The organism is Pseudoxanthomonas sp. G3, from assembly GCF_057654715.1.
In genome coordinates this window covers 1518571-1540649 of the sequence record NZ_CM172805.1, presented here as the reverse complement: position 1 = coordinate 1540649, position 22079 = coordinate 1518571, and the positions used below count along the sequence as shown (strand labels likewise).

24 protein-coding genes are annotated in these 22079 nt (G+C 68.4%); 5 read left to right on the top strand and 19 right to left on the bottom strand.

All coding sequences use genetic code 11. The features are described 5' to 3' along the window. Positions 1-64: 64 nt before the first annotated feature. The 14 genes from AC23D6_RS07370 to AC23D6_RS07305 form a co-directional block, all read right to left on the bottom strand. Positions 65-691, bottom strand: coding sequence for a GIY-YIG nuclease family protein (locus AC23D6_RS07370; protein WP_487752119.1), 627 nt, complete (start codon positions 689-691; stop codon positions 65-67). A 3-nt stretch (positions 692-694) separates the two neighbouring features. Continuing rightward, positions 695-1618 carry a non-homologous end joining protein Ku gene (gene ku / locus AC23D6_RS07365; RefSeq protein WP_487752118.1) on the bottom strand — a complete coding sequence of 308 codons (924 nt, stop codon included), beginning with the start codon at positions 1616-1618 and terminating at the stop codon, positions 695-697. A gap of 88 nt (positions 1619-1706) precedes the next feature. Continuing rightward, a complete protein-coding gene (locus AC23D6_RS07360; RefSeq protein ID WP_093486701.1) occupies positions 1707-2060 on the bottom strand; it encodes a PilZ domain-containing protein in 354 nt (117 codons plus the stop codon). Between the two features lie 19 nt (positions 2061-2079). Then, the gene (locus AC23D6_RS07355) at positions 2080-3054 is read right to left on the bottom strand and encodes a DNA polymerase III subunit delta' (RefSeq protein ID WP_487752117.1); all 975 of its coding nucleotides are present in this window, start codon (positions 3052-3054) and stop codon (positions 2080-2082) included. After that, positions 3051-3713: a dTMP kinase gene (tmk, locus tag AC23D6_RS07350; RefSeq protein WP_487752116.1), complete on the bottom strand. Its 663-nt coding sequence runs from the start codon at positions 3711-3713 to the stop codon at positions 3051-3053. The genes AC23D6_RS07355 and tmk overlap by 4 nt, the downstream gene beginning before the upstream one ends. Continuing rightward, positions 3710-4774 carry an endolytic transglycosylase MltG gene (gene mltG / locus AC23D6_RS07345; protein ID WP_487752115.1) on the bottom strand — a complete coding sequence of 355 codons (1065 nt, stop codon included), beginning with the start codon at positions 4772-4774 and terminating at the stop codon, positions 3710-3712. The genes tmk and mltG overlap by 4 nt, the downstream gene beginning before the upstream one ends. A 68-nt stretch (positions 4775-4842) precedes the next feature. Beyond that, positions 4843-6204: an aminodeoxychorismate synthase component I gene (locus tag AC23D6_RS07340; RefSeq protein WP_487752114.1), complete on the bottom strand. Its 1362-nt coding sequence runs from the start codon at positions 6202-6204 to the stop codon at positions 4843-4845. A 120-nt stretch (positions 6205-6324) separates the two neighbouring features. Beyond that, positions 6325-7533, bottom strand: coding sequence for a beta-ketoacyl-ACP synthase II (gene fabF, locus AC23D6_RS07335; protein ID WP_487752584.1), 1209 nt, complete (start codon positions 7531-7533; stop codon positions 6325-6327). 143 nt (positions 7534-7676) lie between these two features. Beyond that, the gene (acpP, locus tag AC23D6_RS07330) at positions 7677-7916 is read right to left on the bottom strand and encodes an acyl carrier protein (protein ID WP_014161144.1); all 240 of its coding nucleotides are present in this window, start codon (positions 7914-7916) and stop codon (positions 7677-7679) included. 147 nt (positions 7917-8063) lie between these two features. Further along, positions 8064-8807, bottom strand: coding sequence for a 3-oxoacyl-ACP reductase FabG (gene fabG / locus AC23D6_RS07325; RefSeq protein WP_487752113.1), 744 nt, complete (start codon positions 8805-8807; stop codon positions 8064-8066). 69 nt (positions 8808-8876) lie between these two features. Further along, entirely contained in the window at positions 8877-9821 is a 945-nt protein-coding gene (fabD, locus tag AC23D6_RS07320) for an ACP S-malonyltransferase (RefSeq protein ID WP_487752112.1), read from the bottom strand. 207 nt (positions 9822-10028) lie between these two features. Next, positions 10029-11024: a beta-ketoacyl-ACP synthase III gene (locus tag AC23D6_RS07315; RefSeq protein ID WP_487752111.1), complete on the bottom strand. Its 996-nt coding sequence runs from the start codon at positions 11022-11024 to the stop codon at positions 10029-10031. A gap of 92 nt (positions 11025-11116) precedes the next feature. Next, a complete protein-coding gene (gene rpmF, locus AC23D6_RS07310; protein WP_056880637.1) occupies positions 11117-11311 on the bottom strand; it encodes a 50S ribosomal protein L32 in 195 nt (64 codons plus the stop codon). A gap of 67 nt (positions 11312-11378) precedes the next feature. Continuing rightward, positions 11379-11885 carry a YceD family protein gene (locus tag AC23D6_RS07305; RefSeq protein ID WP_487752110.1) on the bottom strand — a complete coding sequence of 169 codons (507 nt, stop codon included), beginning with the start codon at positions 11883-11885 and terminating at the stop codon, positions 11379-11381. A 121-nt stretch (positions 11886-12006) separates the two neighbouring features. Here AC23D6_RS07305 and AC23D6_RS07300 point away from each other — a divergent pair, with 121 nt between their 5' ends. After that, a complete protein-coding gene (locus AC23D6_RS07300) occupies positions 12007-12576 on the top strand; it encodes a Maf family protein (RefSeq protein WP_487752109.1) in 570 nt (189 codons plus the stop codon). A 9-nt stretch (positions 12577-12585) separates the two neighbouring features. Here the strand turns inward: AC23D6_RS07300 and AC23D6_RS07295 are convergent, their stop codons facing one another. Then, positions 12586-14427 (bottom strand): ArnT family glycosyltransferase, encoded by a 1842-nt coding sequence (locus tag AC23D6_RS07295; RefSeq protein WP_487752108.1) that lies wholly within the window; start codon positions 14425-14427, stop codon positions 12586-12588. 42 nt (positions 14428-14469) lie between these two features. On the opposite strand from AC23D6_RS07295, the gene AC23D6_RS07290 reads away from it, so the two are divergent. From AC23D6_RS07290 to AC23D6_RS07275, 4 genes are read left to right on the top strand one after another with little or no spacing between them, the layout of a single operon-like run. Next, positions 14470-15423, top strand: coding sequence for an AAA family ATPase (locus AC23D6_RS07290; protein ID WP_487752107.1), 954 nt, complete (start codon positions 14470-14472; stop codon positions 15421-15423). Positions 15424-15425: 2 nt separating this feature from the next. Beyond that, positions 15426-16391 (top strand): DUF58 domain-containing protein, encoded by a 966-nt coding sequence (locus tag AC23D6_RS07285; RefSeq protein ID WP_487752106.1) that lies wholly within the window; start codon positions 15426-15428, stop codon positions 16389-16391. Next, positions 16372-18318: a transglutaminase TgpA family protein gene (locus AC23D6_RS07280; RefSeq protein ID WP_487752105.1), complete on the top strand. Its 1947-nt coding sequence runs from the start codon at positions 16372-16374 to the stop codon at positions 18316-18318. The genes AC23D6_RS07285 and AC23D6_RS07280 overlap by 20 nt, the downstream gene beginning before the upstream one ends. Positions 18319-18335: 17 nt before the next feature. Then, on the top strand, positions 18336-18851 hold the full coding sequence (locus AC23D6_RS07275; RefSeq protein WP_487752104.1) for a Slp family lipoprotein: 516 nt from the start codon (positions 18336-18338) through the stop codon (positions 18849-18851). 65 nt (positions 18852-18916) lie between these two features. Here AC23D6_RS07275 and AC23D6_RS07270 read toward each other — a convergent pair whose 3' ends face one another. From AC23D6_RS07270 to dnaX, 4 genes are read right to left on the bottom strand one after another with little or no spacing between them, the layout of a single operon-like run. Next, the gene (locus tag AC23D6_RS07270) at positions 18917-19270 is read right to left on the bottom strand and encodes a histidine triad nucleotide-binding protein (protein WP_487752103.1); all 354 of its coding nucleotides are present in this window, start codon (positions 19268-19270) and stop codon (positions 18917-18919) included. 20 nt (positions 19271-19290) lie between these two features. Then, positions 19291-19887, bottom strand: coding sequence for a recombination mediator RecR (gene recR / locus AC23D6_RS07265; protein ID WP_487752102.1), 597 nt, complete (start codon positions 19885-19887; stop codon positions 19291-19293). Positions 19888-19937: 50 nt separating this feature from the next. After that, positions 19938-20258, bottom strand: a complete 321-nt coding sequence (locus AC23D6_RS07260; RefSeq protein WP_093297077.1) for a YbaB/EbfC family nucleoid-associated protein — start codon at positions 20256-20258, stop codon at positions 19938-19940. A gap of 7 nt (positions 20259-20265) precedes the next feature. Continuing rightward, positions 20266-22005 carry a DNA polymerase III subunit gamma/tau gene (gene dnaX, locus AC23D6_RS07255; RefSeq protein ID WP_487752101.1) on the bottom strand — a complete coding sequence of 580 codons (1740 nt, stop codon included), beginning with the start codon at positions 22003-22005 and terminating at the stop codon, positions 20266-20268. Positions 22006-22079 lie beyond the last annotated feature (74 nt).

Genomic DNA, 22079 nt, shown 5'->3' with positions numbered 1-22079 from the left:
GCCTCCGTTATGACGCCACGCCCGTCAACAGCGCGTGCAAGCAGCCGCCGGAACTACGTGCGGGTCAGCCAGGCGACAGGCTGTTGCGCGCATGCCAGGCGCGCAGGGCGGGCGACACGGCATCGTCGAGCGGCACGTCGAGCACCCGGTAGGCATCGAGCGCGTCGCGCAACGTGGCCCACGGTGTGCCCGACCGCGCGAACGGCCACCCATCCACGGGACCGTAGCGAGCGATCGCGGCCTGCTCGCCCGCGTGCAGGTGTTCGCGCTGCGCGGCCAGTCGCGCCGCCACCCAACGGCGCAGCGGATGCAGGGCGAAACCCGCCTCCTCGAGGGCAGTGCCTGCGGCACGCAAGGCGCTTTCCGCGCCCCGGAACCACTCGGTCCGGCCCGCCGCACGCGCGGGCACGGTGAGTGGCGGCGGCGCGGCGTGCAGGCGGAGATCGCGCTTCAGACGCGTCTCCCACCCCCGGGCCTCGCGCACGCTGCCGGCCTCGGCCAACCAGCCGCGGTCGAGGTCGAAGAATGCGTAGTAGCGCGGCGAAAACGCCTGCATCCGCCGCAGCGGATCGGTGGCGATGCCCAGCTTGGCGTGGTCTTCGTAAGCGCAGGGCAGCACGTACAGGAAGGCGCGTCCGCTGGCGCCGGTGCCGACGCCTTCCACCGGCACGACGCGGCGCCCGCCCGCCATGCGTCAGCGCGATGCCGTCTTGCGCGCTGCCTTCTTCGCAGGCGTCTTCTTCGCGGCCTTGGCCGCCTTCCGCGGGGCCTTCTTCGCGGGCGCCTTCTTCGTCGCCGCCTTCTGCGCCGGCGTGCGCTTCTTGGTATCCAGGCTCTTCTGCAACAGCGCCATGAAATCGACCACGTTGGTGGCGGCGTCCTCGCGCTCGGGCGCGTCGTCGTCCTTGATCGTCGTGGTGGCGCCGCGCGCCTTGATGCGTTTCTTGATGATGGCTTCCAGGCGCTTGCGGAACTCGTCGTGGTAGTCGTCCGGCGCCCATTTCGCCGACATGGAACCGATCAGGCTCTCGGCCATCTCGCGCTCCTTGGCGGTGATGCGGTAATCCGACGCCTTGCCGGTGGGCAGTTTGTATTCCTCCGGATCCACCAGTTCCTGCGGGTAGCGCAACATCATCAGGATCATCGCATCGCCTTCCGGCACCACGGCGCACAGGTATTCCCGCGTGCGGATCACCACCCGCGCCACGCCGACCTTGCCGGTGCTGGCCAGCGTGTCGCGCAGGAGCACGTAACCCTTCTCGGCCTTCTTGCCCGGCACCAGGATGTACGGCTTCTCGAAGAAGCGGAGGCCGATCTCCTCGCGGTCGACGAACGCCTCGACGTCGACGGATTCATGCGTCTGCGGCGCGGCGGAGGCGATGTCCTCCTTCTCGACGACGACGTAGCTGCCCTTGTCGTACTCGAAGGCCTTGATGATGTCCTTCCATGGCACTTCCTCGCCGGTTTCGGCATTGACGCGCTCGAAGCGGATCGGCTTCTTGTCGCGCGAATCCAGCATGCGGAAGCTGATGTCGACCTTGCGCTCGCCCGACATCAGCGAAACGGGGATGTTGAGAAGGCCGAACGAGAGGGTGCCGGTCCAGATCGGGCGCGCCATGGAATGCCTGCCACGGGAAGGGGGGGCCTGCATGCTGGCCAGCGCGGACGAAAGCCGGCGTGAAAGCCCCCGCCCCCGTGCACGCCCATCACATGGTGTGGGTGGGCTTCTCGCCGTTGAGGCTGCCGGCCAGCATCGTCTCGATGCGGTTCTTGATGGCTTCGCCTTCGCTGGTCTCGGCGAACTGCACGCCGATGCCCGCCGCCCGGTTGCCCTGCGCACCCGCGGGCGTCACCCACACCACCTTGCCGGCGACCGGCAGGCGGTCGCTGGATTCGGGCAGGGTGAGCAGCAGGAAGACTTCATCGCCCAGGAAGTAGCGCTTGGGCGTGGGCACGAAGATGCCGCCGCCTTTCACGAACGGCATGTAGGCGTTGTACAGCGCGGCCTTGTCCTTCACTGCCAGCGACAGGATGCCCTGCCGTCCACCTGCTGCATTCATCGACGTCTCCGTGTTTCGGTCAGCGGCGCGCCCCGACAGCGCGTCCGCGATCGCCACCGGCCCACGCCAGCAGCAGTTCCACCATGGCCAAGTCGCCGCGCACCGTGGTCCGCAACAGATCGCGGGTGCGGTTGGCGGCGTCGAACCACGCGGCCAGCTTGGTCAATCGGGCCGGATCGGTCAAGCCGGCGCGGCCCGCCTGTTCCAGCGCGAGGTCCGCCGCGTGGCGCAGGCGCGCGTCGGCGAGTTCGTCATTGGCCCACCGCTGCGCGGTTTCCACCACGCCGATCTCACCCTGCTCCAGCCGCGCGAGATCGCGCGCGACGGCCTGCCGCAGCGCCAGGCCATCGTGGCGCAGCCAGTCGTCGGCCAGGCCCGGATGGCCGCGTGCGGCCTCCAGTGCGCGCTCGGCATCCGCGCCCGCGTGACCCTGCGCGCGCAGCCAGTCGAGCGCCTCGTCGCGCGGCGGCAGGCGGAACTCGATGCGCTGGCATCGGCTGCGAATCGTCGCCGGCAAACGCGCGGGCTGCGCACTGACCAGCCACAGGTAGCGCCCCGGTGCGGGTTCCTCCAAGGTCTTCAGCAGCGCATTGCAGGCGGCGCGGTTGATCGCATCGGCGGGATCGAGGATCGCCACCTGCGCCTGCCCGTATTGCGGCGTGAGCGCCAGCTTCTGCGAAATCTCGCGGACCTGGTCGATGACGATTTCGGTGCGCAGCTTGGTGCCGTCCTTGGTGGGCGCGAACGTCACCACCTGCAGGTCCGGATGCGTGCCCGCGTCGATCAGGTGCGCACTGCGGTCGTTCGGCGCGGGTTCGCCCTGCGCGTCGCGCTGCTGCGCCAGCACGCGCCGGGCCAGGCGATCGACCACCGCACGCTTGCCGAGCCCGGCCGGCCCGCAGACCAGCAGGCCGTGGCCGAGGCGTCCGGCCTCCAGCGCCGCGACCGCATGCTCGTAGGCGCGCTGCTGCCAGGGCGAAAACGCGGTGCTCATGCCAGGTCGCTGTCCGTCAGCGTGCGCAGGTAGGCGGTGATCGCGGCATCGACCGCCGCCGCCACGCCGGCCGGCGGCTGGCCGGCATCGATCACGCGGAAACGCTGCGGTTCGGCGGCCGCGCGCGCGCGGAACCCGGCCCGCACGCGTTCGAAGAAATCGTCCTGCTCGCTTTCGATGCGGTCCGGCCACAGATCGCGGCCGGCGGTGCGCGCGCGACCTTCGCGCACGTCCAGGTCGAGCAACAGCGTCAGGCCCGGCTTCACGCCGACGGCGCGGCGTTCCAGCGCGGCGATCCATTCCGGATCCAGACCGCGGCCGGCGCCCTGGTAGGCATAGCTCGAGTCGGTGAAGCGATCGCTGACCACGAACGCGCCGCGACGCAGCGCCGGGCGCACCACCTCGCGCACATGCTGCGCGCGGGAAGCGAACATCAGCAGCAGTTCGGTCTCCGGCGCGAGCGCTTCGTCCTGCGGATTCAGCAGCAGCTCGCGAATGCGCTCGGCCAGCGGCGTGCCGCCGGGTTCGCGCGTCAGCACCACCTCGTGCCCCTCGGCCTGCAGGCGGTCGCGGATGGCCACGATGGCGCTGGTCTTGCCGGCGCCTTCGCCGCCTTCCAGGGTGACCAGGCGCGGCTGCGAGAGGAGCGCTTCGGTCATGGCGCTGCCGCCTTGCGCAGGGTCTCGCGGCGCTTCACCAGGTAACGCGCGACAGCGGCGTTGTGCTCGGCCAGCGTGGCCGAAAAGACATGCCGCCCGCTGCCGTCGCCGACGGCAACGAAATACAGGGCATCGCCCTCGGCGGGATTCACCGCGGCGCGCAGCGCATCGGCGCCCGGCATCGCGATCGGCGTGGGGGTCAGGCCCTTGCGGGTATAGGTGTTGTACGGCGTGTCGGTGGTCAGGTCGCGGCGGCGGATGTTGCCGTCGTAGCCGCTGCCGATGCCGTAAATGACGGTGGGATCAGTCTGCAGCGGCATGCCGATCTTCAGCCGGCGCGCGAATACGCCGGCGATGGTCGGCCGTTCCTCGGCGATGCCGGTTTCCTTCTCGATGATCGAGGCCAGGATCAGCGCTTCTTCGGCCGACTGCAGCGGGATGTCCTGGGCACGCGCCTCCCATGCGGCCGTCAGCGCCTTCTCCATGGCTGCGTACGCACGCTTGAGCACGTCGAGGTCGGACTCGCTGCGGGTGTAGACATAGGTCTCCGGCAGGAAGCGTCCCTCCGGATGCTGTCCGGGATGGCCGAGCGCGGCCATCAGTTCGGCATCGCTCATCTGCGCGGTCTTCTGCTGCAACGGGACGGCGTTGCGCAGGGCCGCGCGCAGCTGGCGGATGTTCCAGCCTTCCACCAGGGTGACGCGGTACTGCAGCGTGCGGCCTTCGCGCATGCGCTGCAGCAGTTCGCGCGGGGTCAGGGTGGGTTCGAGCGCGTATTCGCCGACCTTCAGCTGGCTGGCGGTATTGGTTTCGCGTGCGAGCAAGCGCCACTGCAGGTCGGAGCCCATCGTCACGCCCTGCTCGCGCAACTTGCGCAGCACGGTGGGGAATGCATCGCCGTTGGCTACCTCGACCGTGGCCTCCGCCGGGCCGCCGATGGGACTGTCGGCGAACCCGCGGTGCCCCTGCCACAGCCACACGCCTGCGCCGACCGCCAGGGTCAGCAGCAGGAAGAACAGGATGACGATAAAACGGCAACCGCGCTTGAGAGCTGACGCCACGCGATCCTCGGCGATGGGAGCAGGCCGTGCAGGATACCCGGTCGCCGTCTCAGGCTGTAGGCGTGGCGTCAGCCTTCCAGCGCCCGCAGCACGCCACGGGCCTTGGCGCGGGTCTCGTCCAGTTCCTTTTCCGGGACCGAGTCGGCCACGATGCCGGCCCCGGTGCGGAAGCGCGCCACGCTGCCGGCGCCGTCGGCGACGATCTCGGCGCTGCGGATCAGGATATTCAGGTCGAGGTCGCCATCGCGGTTGAGCCAGCCGAATGCGCCGGTGTACGCGCCGCGCGGCACCTGCTCGAGCTCCGCGATGATCTGCATGCAACGCACCTTCGGGCAACCGGTGATGGTGCCGCCGGGAAAGGTCGCGCGGATCACGTCGCCGGGCGTGGCATCGTCGCGCAGGTGGCCGCGCACGTTGCTGACGATGTGGTGCACGTGCGCATAGCTTTCCACGGTCATCAGTTCGTCCACCTGCACGCTGCCGGGCGTGCAGACGCGCCCGAGGTCGTTGCGTTCCAGATCGATCAGCATCACGTGCTCGGCGCGTTCCTTCGGGTGGCCGACGAGTTCGCGGATGCGCGCGGCATCGTCGTCGCCTTCGAAGCGCGGACGCGTGCCGGCGATGGGCCGCGTCTCGACCACATCGCCGCGCACCGAGACCAGGCGCTCCGGCGAGGAACTGACCACCGTCCAGTCCGGTGTGGCGAACAGGCCCGCGAACGGGGCCGGATTGGCGGTGCGCAAGCGCGCGTACAGCGCCGCCGGATCCAGCAGCGCATCGAAACGCGCCTGCCACGCCCGCGAGAGATTGACCTGGAAGATGTCGCCGGCGTGCAGGTAGTCGAGGATGCGCAAGACACCGTCGGTGAATGCGGAGGGCGCGTCTTCATCGATCCGGGACGGCGGTCGCCACGCGGGCAACGCCGGCTGCTGCGCGGAGGCCGCCACATCGTCGAGCGTGCGCGCGATCAGCTCGCCCTCCCCGGCTTCAGCCACCACGACGCAATCGCCGGTGCTGCGGTCGCGCAGCACCGCGGCAGGACAACGCAATGCGAGCGCAACGGGCTGGGTATCGGGGCCCTGCGGCAGCTGCAGGACGGGTTCGACCTGCTGCGCCAACTCGTAGGCCAGCAGCAACGCCCAACCGCCGCGGAACGGCCAGCGCGGCTCCTCGCGCAGCGTGCGCTGCGCCTGCCAGTGACGGTCGAGCGCGGCCAGGAAGTCACCGTCTTCGGCCCGGCCCTGCAGGTCGCGGGTGACGCCGTCGGCGCCGAGGCGCAGCCCGGTGCCATCGGCCACCAGCAGGAAATCCCAGCGTCCCTGCGCAGTGCCGGAGGCGACCGATTCCAGCAGGACGGGATAACGCTGCGGGTCCTGCCGATGCAGGGCCAGCATATCGGTAGCGGAGGGAAGCGCGCGGGTTTCGATCATGCCATCGTCGTTCCAGCGAAAGCTTGAACCCAAATTGCTCTACTTGTTCAAGGAACAGGAGGCGAAATCAAGATGGATCCCGGCCTTCGCCGGGATGACGATCTCTTGTCCGCAGTGAAATCAGATCCGCTTGAACACCAGCGTGCCGTTGGTGCCGCCGAAGCCGAAACCGTTCGACACGGCCACATCGATCTTCTTCTCGCGCGCCGTGTGGGGCACGTAGTCGAGATCGCAGCCTTCGCCCGGTTCGTCCAGGTTGATGGTCGGCGGGATGATGCCGTGGTGGATGGCCAGCACGGAAAAGATAGCTTCCGCACCGCCCGCCGCACCCAGCAGGTGGCCGGTCATCGACTTGGTGGAACTGACCATGATCTTGTACGCGTGGTCGCCCAGCGCGCGCTTCATCGCCAGCGTTTCGGCCAGGTCGCCCAGCGGCGTGGAGGTGCCGTGCGCGTTGAGGTACTCCACCTGGTCCGCATTCAGGCCCGCGTCCTTCAACGCCGACCGCATGCAGCGCGACGGACCTTCGCCGTTCTCGCTGGGGGCGGTCATGTGGAACGCGTCCTGCGATGCGCCGAAGCCGGCCAGTTCGCAGTAGATGCGCGCGCCGCGTGCCTTGGCGTGTTCGTACTCCTCCAGCACCAGGATGCCGGCGCCGTCGCCCAGCACGAAGCCGTCACGGTCCTTGTCCCACGGGCGCGAGGCCCGGGCCGGATCATCGTTGCGCGTGGACATGGCCTTCATTGCGCAGAAGCCGCCCACCGAGGTCGGCGACGAGCCGCGTTCGGCGCCGCCGGCGATCATCACGTCGGCATCGCCGTACTGGATGGTGCGCATGGCGATGCCGATGGAGTGGTTCGAGGTGGCGCAGGCGGAGACCGCGGAGTAACCCGGCCCCTTGAGCCCCTTCATGATGCTCAGGTGGCCCGGCAGCATGTTGATGATGGTGCTAGGGATGTAGAACGGGGAAATCTTGCGCGGACCGCCCTCGTGCAGCTTCACCGCGGTTTCCTCGATACCGAGGATGCCGCCGATGCCGGCGCCGATGATGGCGCCGATGCGCTCGGCGTTGGCTTCGGTCACTTCCAGGCCGGCATCGTCCATCGCCATCAGCGATGCCGCCAGTCCGTAGTGGATGAACGAATCCATCTTCTTCACGTCCTTCGGCGAGACGAAGGTCGTGGGATCGAAGCCGCGGATCTCGCCCGCGATCTTCGTGGTATAGCCCTCGGTATCGAAGCTGGTGATCGGGCCCAGGCCCGAGCGCCCGTTGACGATGCCGTCCCAGCTGGTGGCCATGTCATTGCCCAGGGGGGACACCAGGCCCATGCCGGTGATGACGACGCGACGACGCTGGCTCATATCGTATTCCTCATGACTCTTGGCGGCCGCGCCCTACGCAGGCGCATGGGGGCCGGATACGCGCGGGGCCGCATGCGCGGCCCCGACACGGTTTGCTGCAGACGCGGGACTTACGCCTTGACGTGCGCCTTGACGTAGTCGATGGCCTGCTGCACCGAAGTGATCTTCTCGGCTTCCTCGTCCGGAATCTCGCACTCGAACTCTTCTTCCAACGCCATCACCAGTTCAACGGTGTCCAGCGAGTCGGCGCCCAGATCGTCGACGAACGATGCGCTGGTGGTGACTTCTTCTTCCTTCACGCCGAGTTGTTCGACGACGATTTTCTTGACGCGTTCTTCGATGCTGCTCATGGATTCGCTCCAGACGGAGATTGGGTGACTTGTTGGACTCTGCCGACGCTGTGCGAGGGCAAACCGGGGGATAGTGTAGTGGAAACCGGGGGCGTGGGGCAGACAGCTGCAACCACCACCGAATCAATCACTTACAGCTATTTTGTACTACGGCATGTACATGCCGCCATTGACGTGCAGGGTTTCGCCGGTGATGTAGCTGGCCGAGGGCCCGGCCAGGAACGCTACGGCGTTGGCGATATCGGCCGGTTCGCCCAGGCGGCCCAGTGCGATCTGCTCGCCGAGCGCCTTCTTGGTGTCTTCCGGCAGGTCCTTGGTCATGTCCGTGGCGATGAAGCCCGGCGCGACCACGTTGACGGTCACGCCCCGGCTGCCGATCTCCTTCGCCAACGACTTGGAGAACGCGATGATGCCGGCCTTGGCCGCGGCGTAGTTCGCCTGCCCCGCATTGCCGGTGACTCCGATGACGGAGGCAATGTTGATGATGCGGCCCTTGCGCGCCTTCATCATGCCGCGCATCACCGCTTTGGATGTGCGATAGACGCTGGTCAGGTTGGTGTCGAGGATGGCCTGCCAGTCCTCGTCCTTCATCCGCATCAACAGGTTGTCGCGGGTGATGCCGGCGTTGTTGACGAGAATCGAGATACCGCCGAATTCCTTGGTGACCGCATCGATCAGCGCGTCCACGGCGCCGGCGTCGGTCACGTTGAGCTCGCGCCCATGGCCTCCCACGGCTGCGAGGCGCTCGCCGATGGCCTGTGCGCCGGATGCGCTGGTCGCGGTTCCGATGACGGTCGCACCGTGCGCGGCGAGCGTATCCGCGATGGCGGCGCCGATGCCGCGGCTGGCGCCGGTGACCAGCGCGATTTCACCCTGCAGGGGCTTGCTCATGGTGGATGTCCTCGGAACGGGTCCGCGCGATGGCGGCGGACAGGATAAGGGAACGCGCGCAGTCGCGTATCAGGATTGCCAGTCGGCCAAGGCGGACTGGAAGTCGCCGACGCCGCCGATGGCGCGCGCATCCAGCCCCTTGTCGATGCGCTTGACGAGGCCGGCGAGCACCTTGCCCGGACCGCACTCTGCGATGCGCGCCGCGCCGCCCGCTGCCAGCGCCTGCACGCATTCGGTCCAGCGCACCGGCAGGTAGAGCTGGCGTACCAACGCGTCGCGGATCGCGTCCATGCCGTCGTGCGCCTTCGCATCGACGTTCTGCACCACCGGCAGCGACGGCACATGCCACGCCAGGCCCGCCATCACCTCGGCCAGGCGGTTGGCGGCTTCGCGCATCAGCGGCGTATGCGAGGGGACGCTGACGGCCAGCTTCACGACCTTGCGGATGCCGCGTTCGGTGAGCAGCGCGATGGCGCGCTCGACCGCATCGCTATCGCCGCCGATCACGATCTGGCCGGGCGAGTTGTAGTTGGCCGGCACAACGACCTTGCTGTCGGAGGCCAGCGCGCAGACTTCGGCGACCAGCGCATCCTCGGCGCCCAGCACCGCTGCCATCGCGCCAACGCCTGCCGGCGCCGCGTCCTGCATCAGCTGGCCCCGCAGGCGCACCAGGTGGGCACCATCCTTCAACGACAGCGCGCCGGCAGCCACCAACGCGGTGTATTCGCCCAGACTGTGGCCGGCGAGCTGCGCAGGTTGTGCGCCGCCCTGCTGCTGCCACGCGCGCCACACGGCGATGCCGCCGGCGAGCAGCGCGGGCTGCGTGTACTCGGTGCGGTTGAGCATTTCCTCGGGGCCGCCCTGCGACAACGCCCACAGGTCCACGCCGGCGCCTTCGGACGCTTCGATGAATGTCTCGCGCACAATCGGGTACAGCTCGGAAAGCTCGGCCAGCATGCCGACCGACTGCGAGCCCTGGCCCGGGAAGACGAAAGCGAGTTGCGTGGAGGCCACTCGAATACCCTGCACGAAAAATCAGGCGGCGATGATACGGGCGAATCGACTGGATTGTCTGTACCGGGGCGTATGCGCGCACGATGCGGCATCGCGCCGCATGCGGTCGACGGAGGCCGCGCGCGCGTGGAACACGCATCGTCAGAAACGCGAAAGGCGACGCTGTGCAGCGTCGCCTTTCGTCTTGCGGATGCCTGACGTCGTTGCTCAGTAGCGCAGCAGCACCGAGCCCCACGTGAAGCCGCCACCGAAGGCTTCCAGCAGCAGGAGCTGGCCGCGCTCGACGCGACCGGACCGGACCGCCGTATCCAGCGCGAGCGGCACCGAACCGGACGAGGTGTTGCCGTGCTTGTCGACGGTCACGATCACTTGGTCCATCGACATGTCCAGGCGTTTGGCCGTGGCTTCGATGATGCGCAGGTTCGCCTGGTGCGGAATCAGCCAATCCAGATCGTGCTTGTCCAGTCCGTTGGCTTCGAGCGTCTCGTCGACCACGCTGTCGAGCGCCTTCACCGCGTACTTGAAGACGTCGTTGCCCTTCATGTGGATGCGGATGCCGTTGTTCGGCTCGTCCTTGTTGAACCCGGCCGACACGCCGACCGGATTCCACAGCAATTCCTTCTTGCTGCCATCGGCATGCAGGTGGGTACTGAGGATGCCGGTTTCATGGTCGGCCTTGAGCACGGCGGCGCCGGCGCCGTCGCCGAACAGCACGCAGGTGGTGCGTTCGGTCCAGTCGACGATGCGGCTCAGCGTCTCGGTGCCGATCACCAGCGCGGTCTTCGCGTCGCCGCAGCGGATGAACTTCTCCGCCACGCTCAGCGCGTAGATGAAGCCGGAGCACGCGGCATTGACGTCCATCGCAGCGCAGCCGGTCGCGCCGAGGCGCGCCTGGATTAGGCAGGCGGTGGAGGGAAAGATGAGGTCGGGAGTGGTGGTGCCGACGACGATCAGGTCGATCTCGGAAGCATCCACGCCGGCCGCTTCGAGCGCGCGCAGCGCAGCCTGGTAACCCAGGTCGCCGGCGGTCTCGCCTTCGGCGGCGATGTGGCGTTCGCGGATACCGGTGCGGGACTGGATCCACTCATCGCTGGTGTCGACCAACTTCGACAGGTCTTCGTTGGTCAGCACTTTCTCAGGCAAATAGCTGCCCGTACCGGCGATGCGCGCGTAAATGCGCCCCTTGTTGCCCGGCTCGCTCATGCACGCTCCCATTGCCGGCCCGACAGCGGGCCCAGGTTGTCATCGATCATGCGGAAGGCGCGCCCAGCCGAACGGCGGGCGCGCTGCATGGATCAATCTTCCTCGACCGCCGAGGTCTTGGTGGCGATGACCTTCTTGCCGCGGTAATAACCGTCGGCGGTCACGTGGTGGCGCAGGTGCGTCTCGCCCGTGGTCGGGTCGGTGGACAGCTGCTTGGCGGTCAGCGCGTCGTGCGAACGACGCTGGCCACGACGGGACGGGGTGACGCGGGATTTCTGCACAGCCATGGGATTGCTCCAGCTCTTGTATCTGTTGGTGAACCTTTCGGTTCGTGTTGCCAGACCGCCGTAGCGGCTAGTTCTTCTTCAGCGAGGCCAGCGCCGCGAACGGACTGACCTTCGCCACCTCTTCTTCGTCCGCCGCCCATTCGCGTTCCACCGCGTCGGACGCCGGGTCCACTGCCACGACCGGCACGGCGAGGACCAGTTCGTCCTCAACCAGGTCGGCGGGGCGCAGCATGCCGTCTTCCGGCACCAGCAGCGCTTCGTAGTCGGGCGGCAGCGCGGCTTCTTCTTCCTCGCTGCGTACCAGACCCAGCCGTTGCTTCAGCGTCACCGGCAGCACGAAACGCTGCAGGCTGCGCTGGCACACCAACGGTAGGCCGGCCTCGATCTTCAGTTCCAGGTACGGGACCCGCAACGCATCGTGATCGAACTCCACCGTGTAGCGCACGTCGCCTTCGGTATCGGCCAGAAGGCCTTGAAGGCGCGTCATGGCAGACAACGGAAGGCGGCCTTCGAAGCTGCGCCGGTTCGCGACCATGCGCCACGCATCCAGCAGCTCGGGCGTATTCGCGGACATAAGCCGCTGAATGTTAAGGATCAAACCCTGAACTGTCAAACCATCCCACCCGACCACGATGGCTTGCCGCCGGCCCAGCCGGCGGGCAGACTCCCCGCCCCGCTCCCACCGGTCCCGTCCCATGCCGCTGCTGCTCGCCTCCACGTCCCGCTACCGCCGCGAGTTGCTGGAGCGCCTGCGCCTGCCCTTCCATATCGCCCGCCCCGAAGTCGACGAAACCCCGCTGGACGGGGAGACCGTGCCCGCCATGGCCGCCCGCCTGGCCCAGGCCAAGGCGGCCACGATCGCCGCCCAGCACCCGGGCGCCTGGGTCCTGGGCTCGGACCAGGCCGCCGAACTGGACGGCGCCCCGCTGGGCAAGCCCGGACACCGGGACGCCGCCATCGCCCAGCTGTCCGCCATGGCCGGCCGGCAGGTCCGGTTCCATACCGCCGTGGCTCTGGTGCGGGACGACGAGGTCTTGGCGGCGCACGATCTGACCACGGTCCGCTTCCGTGCCCTCGGGCCGGCCGAGATCGAGCGCTACGTGGACGCCGAGCAGCCTTTCGACTGCGCCGGCAGCTTCAAGTCCGAAGGCTTGGGCATCGCCCTGTTCGAGGCCATCGAATCGACCGACCCTACCGCCCTGGTCGGTCTGCCGCTGATCGCCGTGTGCCGGATGCTGCGCGAGGCCGGGTTCGACCTGCCCTGATCCGCCCAGTCAGCGCAAGACGACAGGCTGTTCGGCCCAAGTCTCCACGCTGCCGTCGCCGCCGGTGATCCGCAGCCCCAGCCAATGACGCCCAGCCGGCAACGCGCCGACATCGACGTCTGCCCTGAATTGCACGTGCGGCATTCGTGGGTCGCGCGATGCGTCTTTCAGGAAGCCGCGCAGCCATTCGTTCGCTCCGGCGTCTTCCGCGACGGCGACCACGCGGCCATCCAGGGTGACTTCTATCTTCGCGACACCCACGACGTCCTTCACCGCCCAGCCGCCCACGCTGAACTGACGTTGCACGGTGGCGCCCGCCGACGGCACGTCGATGTTCGCCACGACCGGCGTGATGCATGCACCCTCGCCGCGTGCGGCCGGCAATGGGAACAGCAGGAACCGGCGCGCGCCACGATCAATGTTCACCGGCTGCGCCGGCGGCAACGCGCCGACGACACCGCACAGGTGTTGGTAGTGCGCGAGCAGCGCGCTGAACTTCACGTCGGTCGCGCCGACGACCAGCAGCGTCGGCGCGCTGCGTTCGCCCGCGTCGTGCAGGCCCCACAGCTCAAGCTGCGGCGCGCGGCCATGCTTCCGGTTCAAGGGATGGTCGAGCACGCGGATGTCGGGATTCCCCACTGCGAATCCCAGTTCCGCACCGGTCTTGAAACTGTCGGCCAGCAACACGGTATCGGCGGGCATCCGCGACTGCGCGGCCCGCACTTCGTCCGCCAGCGTGTCCCAGCCGGTGAAGTTCTCGGGGTAGTACTTGCTGCCGGCAAAATGCAGGCGCACGCCCGGCATCGAGACGGCCACGTAATAACCGAGCATGAGCACCGCACCTGCGGTGGTCAGCGTCCACGTTGCCCGACGTAGCGGCGTGCTCCATTCGCGCAGCAACACGGGCACGATGGCCAGCAACGCGAGATAGCCAGGCAATGTCCAATGGAAGCTCACGCGCTCGTTGTCGGCGAAAAAGCCGAGCGCGAAGAAACCAAAGGTGGAGATCGCGCCCAGCAAGGCGAAGTAACGCCTGGCGGCGCCTCGGCCGTCATCGCCGCGCAGTCCGCGCACGCAAATCACCAGGAAGGCCCAGAACAGCAACGGCGTCGCCATGACCGCCTGCACCAGCAGGAAGCGCATGCCGTCGGTGTGGAAGCGCCAGGGGTGACGGTCCAGCAACTGGAAGCGCAAACCCGCGTCCGCGTGCTCGATGTTCCAGCCGAGCAACGGCACCCACGCGAGCATACCCACGACGAGCGCCACCCACACGCGTGCGTCGCGCAACGCCCGTCTGCCTTCCGGCAGCCAGAGCAGTGCGATCAAGCCCACGCCGATCACGCCCGCGAAGCGGTAGTGGCTCAGCGCACCGATCGCCAAGCCCATCGCGAGTTCGATCGCCGCCCATCCGTGCACACCGCGCAGCAAACGCGCGCCCGCGTCGGCGCAGAGCACAGCCGCCACCGCCATCGGCACATCCGGCAGGGCCAGCACACCGAGCGTGCCCGTCAGCGGCATCAGCGTCGTCAGGGTCGCGGCCTGCCAACCGTTGGTGGCATCGCAGGCGCGCATCGCGCAACGCGCGACCAGCCACGGCAATACCGCCGCCAACAGCAGGAACGGCGCGCGCACGGCCAGCACATGATGTCCGCCCAACTCGACCCCGAGTCGGGTCAACCAAGCCGTGAGTCCGGGCAGGTCCGAGTAAGCCGCCGCCAGGTGCTGCCCTTCCTGCCAGTAGAAGGCTTCGTCCACGAACAGCGGCAACCGCGCGGCGATCGCGATCTTGACCACCGTCACGATTGTCCACACCGCGATGAACCATCGTCGCGCGCGTTGTTCTTCGTCCATCTCGCTACACTGCCCGTATCCACGATCGGAACCGAGAGCGCGATGTCCGCCATTCCCAGCACCCGCCCTATGCTATCCGAAGGCCTGGCCGACGCCCTCAAGCGGGCCCAGGCCCAGGTCAATTCGCTGGTGCTGGGCAAGGCGCATGAAGTGCGGTTGGCCTTCGTCGCCTTGCTGTCCGACGGTCACCTGCTGATCGAGGATTTGCCTGGCCTGGGCAAGACCACGCTGGCGCATGCGCTGGCCGCCACCCTGGGCCTGACCTTCCAGCGGGTGCAGTTCACCTCGGACCTGCTGCCGGCCGATGTGCTGGGCGTATCGGTGTACGACGCACAAGCGCGCGCCTTCACCTTCCATCCCGGCCCGGTCTTCACCAACGTGCTGCTGGCCGACGAGATCAACCGCGCCCCGCCCCGCACGCAGAGCGCGCTGTTGGAGGCGATGGCCGAACACCAGGTCACGCTGGATGGCGTGACGCATGCGTTGCCCGACCCGTTCTTCGTCATCGCGACGCAGAACCCCGTCGACCTGTCCGGTACCTATCCGTTGCCGGACTCGCAGCTCGACCGCTTTTTGCTGCGCCTGGCGCTGGGCTATCCAAGCGCGGAATCCGAGCGCGCCCTGCTGGCTGGCACCGACCGGCGCATGTTGATCGCGCAGGCGATGCCGTTGTTGTCTTCGGACGAGGTGATGGCGCTGCGCCAGGCCGTCGGCGATGTGCACGCCAGCGAAGCGCTGATCGACTACGTGCAAGCCGTGCTCACGCGCAGCCGCCAGCAGCCCGGCGTGCGGGTAGGCCTGTCGCCGCGCGCCGGCATCGCGCTGTTGCGGGCGGCCAAGGCCTACGCCCTGCTGCTCGGCCGCCACCACGTGTTGCCCGACGACGTCCAGGCCCTGTTCGCCGCCGTCGCCACCCATCGCCTCGTGCCTGAAGCCGAAGCGGCGTCGGCCGCTGCGCTGGCCAAGGCCATCCTGCACGCGGTGCCGGTGGATTGAGGGTGGCCGGTTTGCGCGCATCGCTGGCACGCCGGCTGGCCCTGCTCGCCCGCCCGCGCGCGGCCGAAGTGTTGCCCGTCCAGCTGGACCGCCGGCGCGTGTATGTCCTGCCGACGGGCTTCGGCCTCTTCTATGCCGCGCTCGTCTTGACGATGGCCTTGGGCGCACTGAACTACAACAACAATCCGGCGTTGCTGATGGCGCTGCTGCTCGGCGCGACAGGGTTGGCGAGCCTGATCTTCGCCCACCTGCAATTGTCCGGCCTGCGCATGGACGCGGTGTCGGCCGACGCGGTGCACGCCGGCGAATCGCTCATGTTGCACGTCGCGCTATCCGCGCACGACGGTCGCCTGCGGCGAGGCCTCAGGCTCGATGGCGCCGAGGCCGTTGCCTTCGCGCCCACGATGTCCGCCGAGGGCGCGGTGGTGGAACTGCGCTTGCCGACGCACCGTCGCGGCTGGCATGACATCGGCCGGCTGCGCGTGTCGACCACGCAGCCCCTCGGCCTGGCGCGTGCCTGGTCGTGGATCTGGCCGCCGCCGTTGCTCGTCTATCCCGCGCTCGAAGTCCTCGGCCCGCCCTTGCCGGAGGGGGGACGCACAGGTCAACGCGCGAAGCTGGACCCGGCCGGTGACGACGTCCACCACCTGCGCGGCTATCGCCCGGGCGATGCCCCACGCACCATCGCGTGGAAGCCCTCCGCGCGGCGCGACATGCTGCTGGTCCGCGAGTACGAGCAACCGGTCGGCGCGGAAATCCGATTGGACTGGGATGCCCTGGGTGCGCTCGCGCACGAGGAACGCATCCGGCGCCTCGCGCACTGGGTAGAGCTCGGCGAACGCGAAGGCCGGCGCTATCGGCTCACGCTGCCTGGCCAGCCACCCCTGGGGCCCGCGAACGGCCCCCTTCACCGCCACCTTTGCCTGCGCGCCCTCGCGCTGATGCCACATGCCGACCGCCCGGCCTGACGCGCCCGTTCCCGACCGCACCAGCCGACTCTGGACGCTGGGAAGCGCAGCGCTGTGCCTGCTGGCGCTGCTGCTGCAGTTGTCGCCCGCGCTGTCGCTCGGGCTCGGTATGGCGGCCGTGGGCTTGGCCACGGCAGCCTGGTGGCGCCCGATGCCCGCCTGGCTTCGCGTGTTGCTGGCGTTTGCCATGCTGGCGGCGGTGATCTATGCCAGTGGCATGCGCTTCGGGCGCGATACGGGCTGCGCGTTGCTGGCTGCGATGCTGGCGATCAAACCCACTGAAACCCTGAGCCTGCGCGACAACCGCAGCTTGGTCGGTTTCGGGTTCTTTGCCCCATTTGCGGCTTTTCTGCTCGACCAAGGACCGATGACGACGACGCTCGGTCTGCTCGGCATTTGCGCCGGATTGATCGCGCTGCAGCGGCTGGCCGACGTCGAGGCGGAGGCGACCGCAAACGCGCCTAGGTTGTTGCCACGCCTGGCGCTGGTCGGTCGCTTGGTGTTGATCGGCCTTCCCTTGGTGCTGGCGGCGTTCTGGTTGTTCCCCCGGCTCGCATCTCCGCTTTGGGGCGTACCAGATCGCGCGCAGGCGAGACCAGGCCTCTCCGACGACATGTCACCGGGCGGCTGGATCGACCTGATGGCCGACGACAGCGCCGCGTTCCGCGCCCAGTTCTTCGGCAGGACGCCCTCTCCGTCACAGATGTACTGGCGTGGCCCGGTCCTGTGGAATTTCGACGGCCGTACTTGGACGCAGTCTACTTGGCTGCGCGGGTTGCCGCCCGCCACGACAACCCGTGCCGACACGGCGTGGGACTACCAGTTGGAAGTCGAGCCCACGGATCGACGCCAGTTGATCGCACTGGATCTGCCCACTTCCGCCCCAGACAGCGCGCATCTGGCTCGTGATTATGGCCTGACCGTCCGCGCGCCCTTGAGCGCACTGACACGCTGGCGCATGCGCTCGGCCGCGCCACTGCGATTCGAAGTGGATCTTCCGCTGACACTCAGGCAACAAGCGTTGCAGTTACCCACCGGGTTCAACCCCCGGACCCTTGGCCTGGGGCGGCAGTGGCGACAGGAAGCGGATGGCAACGACGCCGCCATCGTCCAGCGCGCGCTGGCCTGGATCCGTGAGGAATTCGCTTACACGCTCGACACGCCCCTACCCGGCAGGAACGCCGTGGACGAATTCCTGTTCGACCAGCAGCAGGGCTATTGCGAACACTTCAGTTCCTCGTTCGTTTTCCTGATGCGGGCCGCAGGCGTGCCTGCGCGCGTGGTGACCGGTTATACCGGCGGCGTCTACAACCGCCTGGGGGGTTATTGGGTGGTCCGGCAGATGGACGCCCATGCCTGGGCCGAAGTCTGGCTGCCCGAGCGCGGCTGGGTCCGCGTCGACCCGACCGCGGCGGTGGCGCCAGAGCGCATCTACGATACGCTGGAGGATCAGTTGGGCGAAGGCGAGGCCGCCGGTCCACTCACCCTGGAAGGGTTTGGCAGCGTCAGCGACTGGCTACGACGGGGCTGGAACGACCTGGTGCTCGGTTTCGATGCCCGCCGACAGACGCAGTTACTGGAACGCCTGGGTGCGAACAGACTCGGCGGCGCCGGGCTCGGCGTTCTGTTCGGCCTTGCGGCCATCGGCACGCTCGGCTGGATGGCGTGGTGGCTGGCGCGCGCCGAGCGCGAACGCGATCCCCTGCTGCGCGCCTGGCATCGCCTGGGCCGGCGCTACGCGCGCTTCGGGTTGGGCCGCGAGCCGCACGAAACCGCCATGGACTGGGCGCGCCGCGTCGCCGCACGACGTCCGCACGGCGCGAACCTCCTGTTTTCGCTCAGCCGGCGTTTCGCTGCCGCGCGCTACGCTCCGGATGAGGGGGATCACCGCGCACTGATCGAAGACCTGCGCCGGCACCGCCCGTGACCCACTGGAGACTGGCCATGAACCTTCGTTTCGCTGTCCTCGCCGCTTCCGCCACCGTGCTGCTGTCCGCCTGTGCCACGGCGCCCGCACCGTTGCAGGGCAGCTTCACCCCCGTCAATCCGCGCGACTCGGTCGCGACCCCGCAGGTGGGCGCTTCCGTCCGCTGGGGCGGCCGCATCATCAGCACCACACCGGGCCAGAACAGCACCTGCTTCCAGCTGGTGTCGCGTCCGCTTGCCGCGACGGGCCGCCCGCTGGCGAGCGCGCCGGACGCGACGGACGGCCGCTTCATCGCCTGCCGCGCCGGCTTCTACGATCCGGCCGTGTTCGCCGAGGGCCGCGAAGTGACCTTCGTCGGCAAGATCGATGGCTACGAGAGCACGCGCATCGGCGACTACGACTACCAACTTCCGCGCGTGGCGGCCGAGGTGGTCTACCTGTGGCCCGAAGTGCGCGAAGTCGAGGTCGTGCGCCCCTACCCGTACTACGATCCCTTCTGGGGTCCGCGCTGGGGCCGCTGGGGCTGGTGGTGAACACCGCCATCGCCGCATGAAAAAAGCCGCCCTCGGGCGGCTTTTTCTTTGGGTCCGGTGATGGGTCAGCCCGGTGTGCCGAAGCGTCCCAGCGGTGCCCCGGCCAGCAGGTGCAGGTGAATGTGGAACACCGTCTGCCCCGCGTGTTCGCGGCAGTTCATCACCACGCGGTAGCCGTCCTCGGCGAAGCCTTCGCGGCGCGCGTACTCGGCGGCCGCCAGCGCCAGCCTGCCGACCAGCACCGCCTGCTCCGGACGCGCGTCGTCGAGCGTCGGGATGGCTTCGTGCTTGGGGATGAAGAGCACATGCACCGGCGCTTGCGGCGCGATGTCCTTGAAACCCAGCACCTCGTCGTCCTCGTAGACGATCGTGGCGGGAATCTCGCGACGGATGATGCGGGCAAAGATCGTGTCGGTCATGGTTCGTCTTCCAGGGCGGGTCAGGTCATTTCGCTGCGGCCGCCGAACGCATGCGCCAGCGTGCCGCGATCCACGTATTCCAGCTCGCCTCCCAGCGGCACGCCGTGCGCCAACCGGCTCGGCCGGACACCGTGCTGCCGCGCCAGTTGGGCGAGGTAATGCGCCGTCGCCTCGCCCTCTACCGTGGGATTGGTGGCGATGATCAGCTCGCCCGCTTCGCCCGCAGCCAGCCGGTCCGCGAGCGCATCGAGTCCCAGCTCGCGCGGGCCGATGCCATCGAGCGGCGACAGGCGCCCGTGCAGGACGAAGTACACCCCGCGATACCCAGTCGCCTGCTCGATGGCCAGGCGGTCCGACGGCGATTCCACCACGCACAGTTGATGACGATCGCGGCTGCCGCTGGCGCAGATCGCGCACAACGTGCCTTCGGTGAAGTCGCGGCATTGCGCACAGTGACCGATGCGCTCGAGCGCATCGGCGAGTACGGCGGCCAGGCGCTTGCCGCCGTCCCGTTCGCGATCGAGCAGGTGGTAGGCCATGCGCTGGGCCGTTTTCTGCCCGACGCCGGGCAGCACGCGCAGTGATTCGATGAGCTGTTCGAGCAGCGGACTGGACATCGTCACCCCCGATCCGAACCCGCCCTACACGGGCGTCGGACCGGTGCGCGTCAGAACGGAAGCTTCATGCCCGGCGGCATCGGCATGCCGGCCGTGGCCGCACCCATCCGGGACTTGGACTCGGCATCGACCTTGTTGGATGCGTCGTTGAAGGCGGCCGCGATCAGGTCTTCCAGCATCTCCGCATCGGACAGCACCGACGGATCGATGCGCACCTTCCGGCACTCCTTGGCGCCGGTCAGCGTGACGCTGACCATGCCGGCGCCGGCGTTGCCGGTGACTTCCAGCTTCGCGAGTTCTTCCTGGGCGCGCTGCAGGTTCTCCTGCATCTTCTGCGCCTGCTGCATCAGTTGGGCGATGTTTCCACGCATGTCGTGATCACTCTTCGTAAGGACGGATGGAATCCGGGACGAGCTTGGCGCCATGCTGCTGCACCAGGCGCTGTACATCCGGATGGTTCATGAAGGTTTCCTCGGCCTCGCTCTGCCGCTCCCCGCGCTGCCGGTGGCTGCGCTGCTTGAGCGTTTCGGCATCTGCGGCGGCCGTGGCGGTGGCGAACGCCAGCCGGGGCGCGACGCCGTAGCGTTCGGCGATGGCGTCGGCCAGTTCGCCCAGCGTGCGCTCGGAGCGCAGGTAGTCGAACCCGCTGTCCAACGCCAGCGTCAGCGTGCCGTGGGCGTAACCGGAGAAGGACACGTTCTCGACCAGCTGCTTGCCGACCCCTTTCAGGCCGCACGTGCTGGCGAAATGAAGCCAGGTCTCGGCGTCGATGATGCCGATGTCCGCCGGCATCGCCGTGCGTGCAGCCGGCGCAGCGGGCGGCGGCGCCACCGGGGGGGCGGGCGCCCACGGCGGATCATCGGACGAAGGCGGCGGCGAGACGGCCGTCTTCGCTTCACGGACAGGCGCGGCCGGCGTCGGCATCGCCTCGCGAACGGGCTCAGGGGTGCGTGCCGGCTTGGGAGGCGCCGCGGAAACGGCAGCGCCCGGGTCGGCTACTGCCGGCGCCGGTTTTCCTTCGCCACGCATTTCGCCGTTCTGGGCCGGACGGAACGCCAGCATGCGCAGCAGGCTCATCTCGAAACCCGCGCGCCCGCTCGGCGCCAGGTGCAGGTCGCGCCGGCCGTTGATCGCCATCTGGTACCAGAGTTGGACCACTTCCGGCCGCAACTGCCCGGCGAACGCCTCGACATCCACGCCTTCGGCTTCCACTGCGCCGGAAGGCACCAGCTGGCGTACCTGGATGCGATGGAGCGCTTCGGCCACGGCATCGAGCACGCCGCTCCAGTCGGGGGAAAACTCCGCCAGGCCCGCGATCACGCGCAGCAGCGTGTCACCGTCCCCCTGTGCCAACGCGGCGAGCATCGCGTTGACCTGGGTGCGGTCCACGGTGCCCAGCATCGTGCGCACGCCGTCGTCGCGCAGGGCACCGCCGGCGTAGGCAATGGCCTGGTCGAGCAGCGACAAGCCGTCGCGCAGCGAACCGTCGGCCGCGCGCGCGAGCTGTGCGATCGCCCCGGTATCGGCTTCGATCTGCTCGGCGCCGAGGATCTTGGTCATCTGCCCGCGGATCTGTTCTTCGTCCAGGCGCTTCAGGTTGAACTGCAGGCAGCGCGACAGCACCGTCACCGGCAGCTTCTGCGGGTCGGTGGTGGCGAGCAGGAACTTGACGTGCTCCGGCGGCTCTTCGAGCGTCTTCAGCAGCGCGTTGAACGCCGCCTTCGAGAGCATGTGGACTTCGTCGATCAGGTAGACCTTGAATTTGCCGCGCGACGGCATGTACTGCGCGTTCTCGATCACTTCGCGCACGTCGTCCACGCCGGTGTTCGACGCGGCGTCGATCTCCAGCAGGTCGATGTAGCGGCCGGCGTCGATGTCCAGGCAGGCCGCGCACTGGCCGCACGGATCGGCGCTGGTGCCCTTCTCGCAGTTCAGCGACTTGGCGAAGATGCGGGCGATGGTGGTCTTGCCGACGCCGCGGGTGCCGGTGAACAGGAAGGCGTGGTGCACCCGCCCCGAATCCAGCGCGTTGGTGAGCGCACGGACCACGTGTTCCTGGCCCACCAGTTCGGCAAAACGCTTGGGGCGCCACTTGCGGGCGAGGACAAGGTAGGACATGCCGACATTGTGCCACGGCCGGCAAGCGGCCCCGGCCGAAAGACGCCCGCCACCGGCTTCGCTTGTGGCCTGCT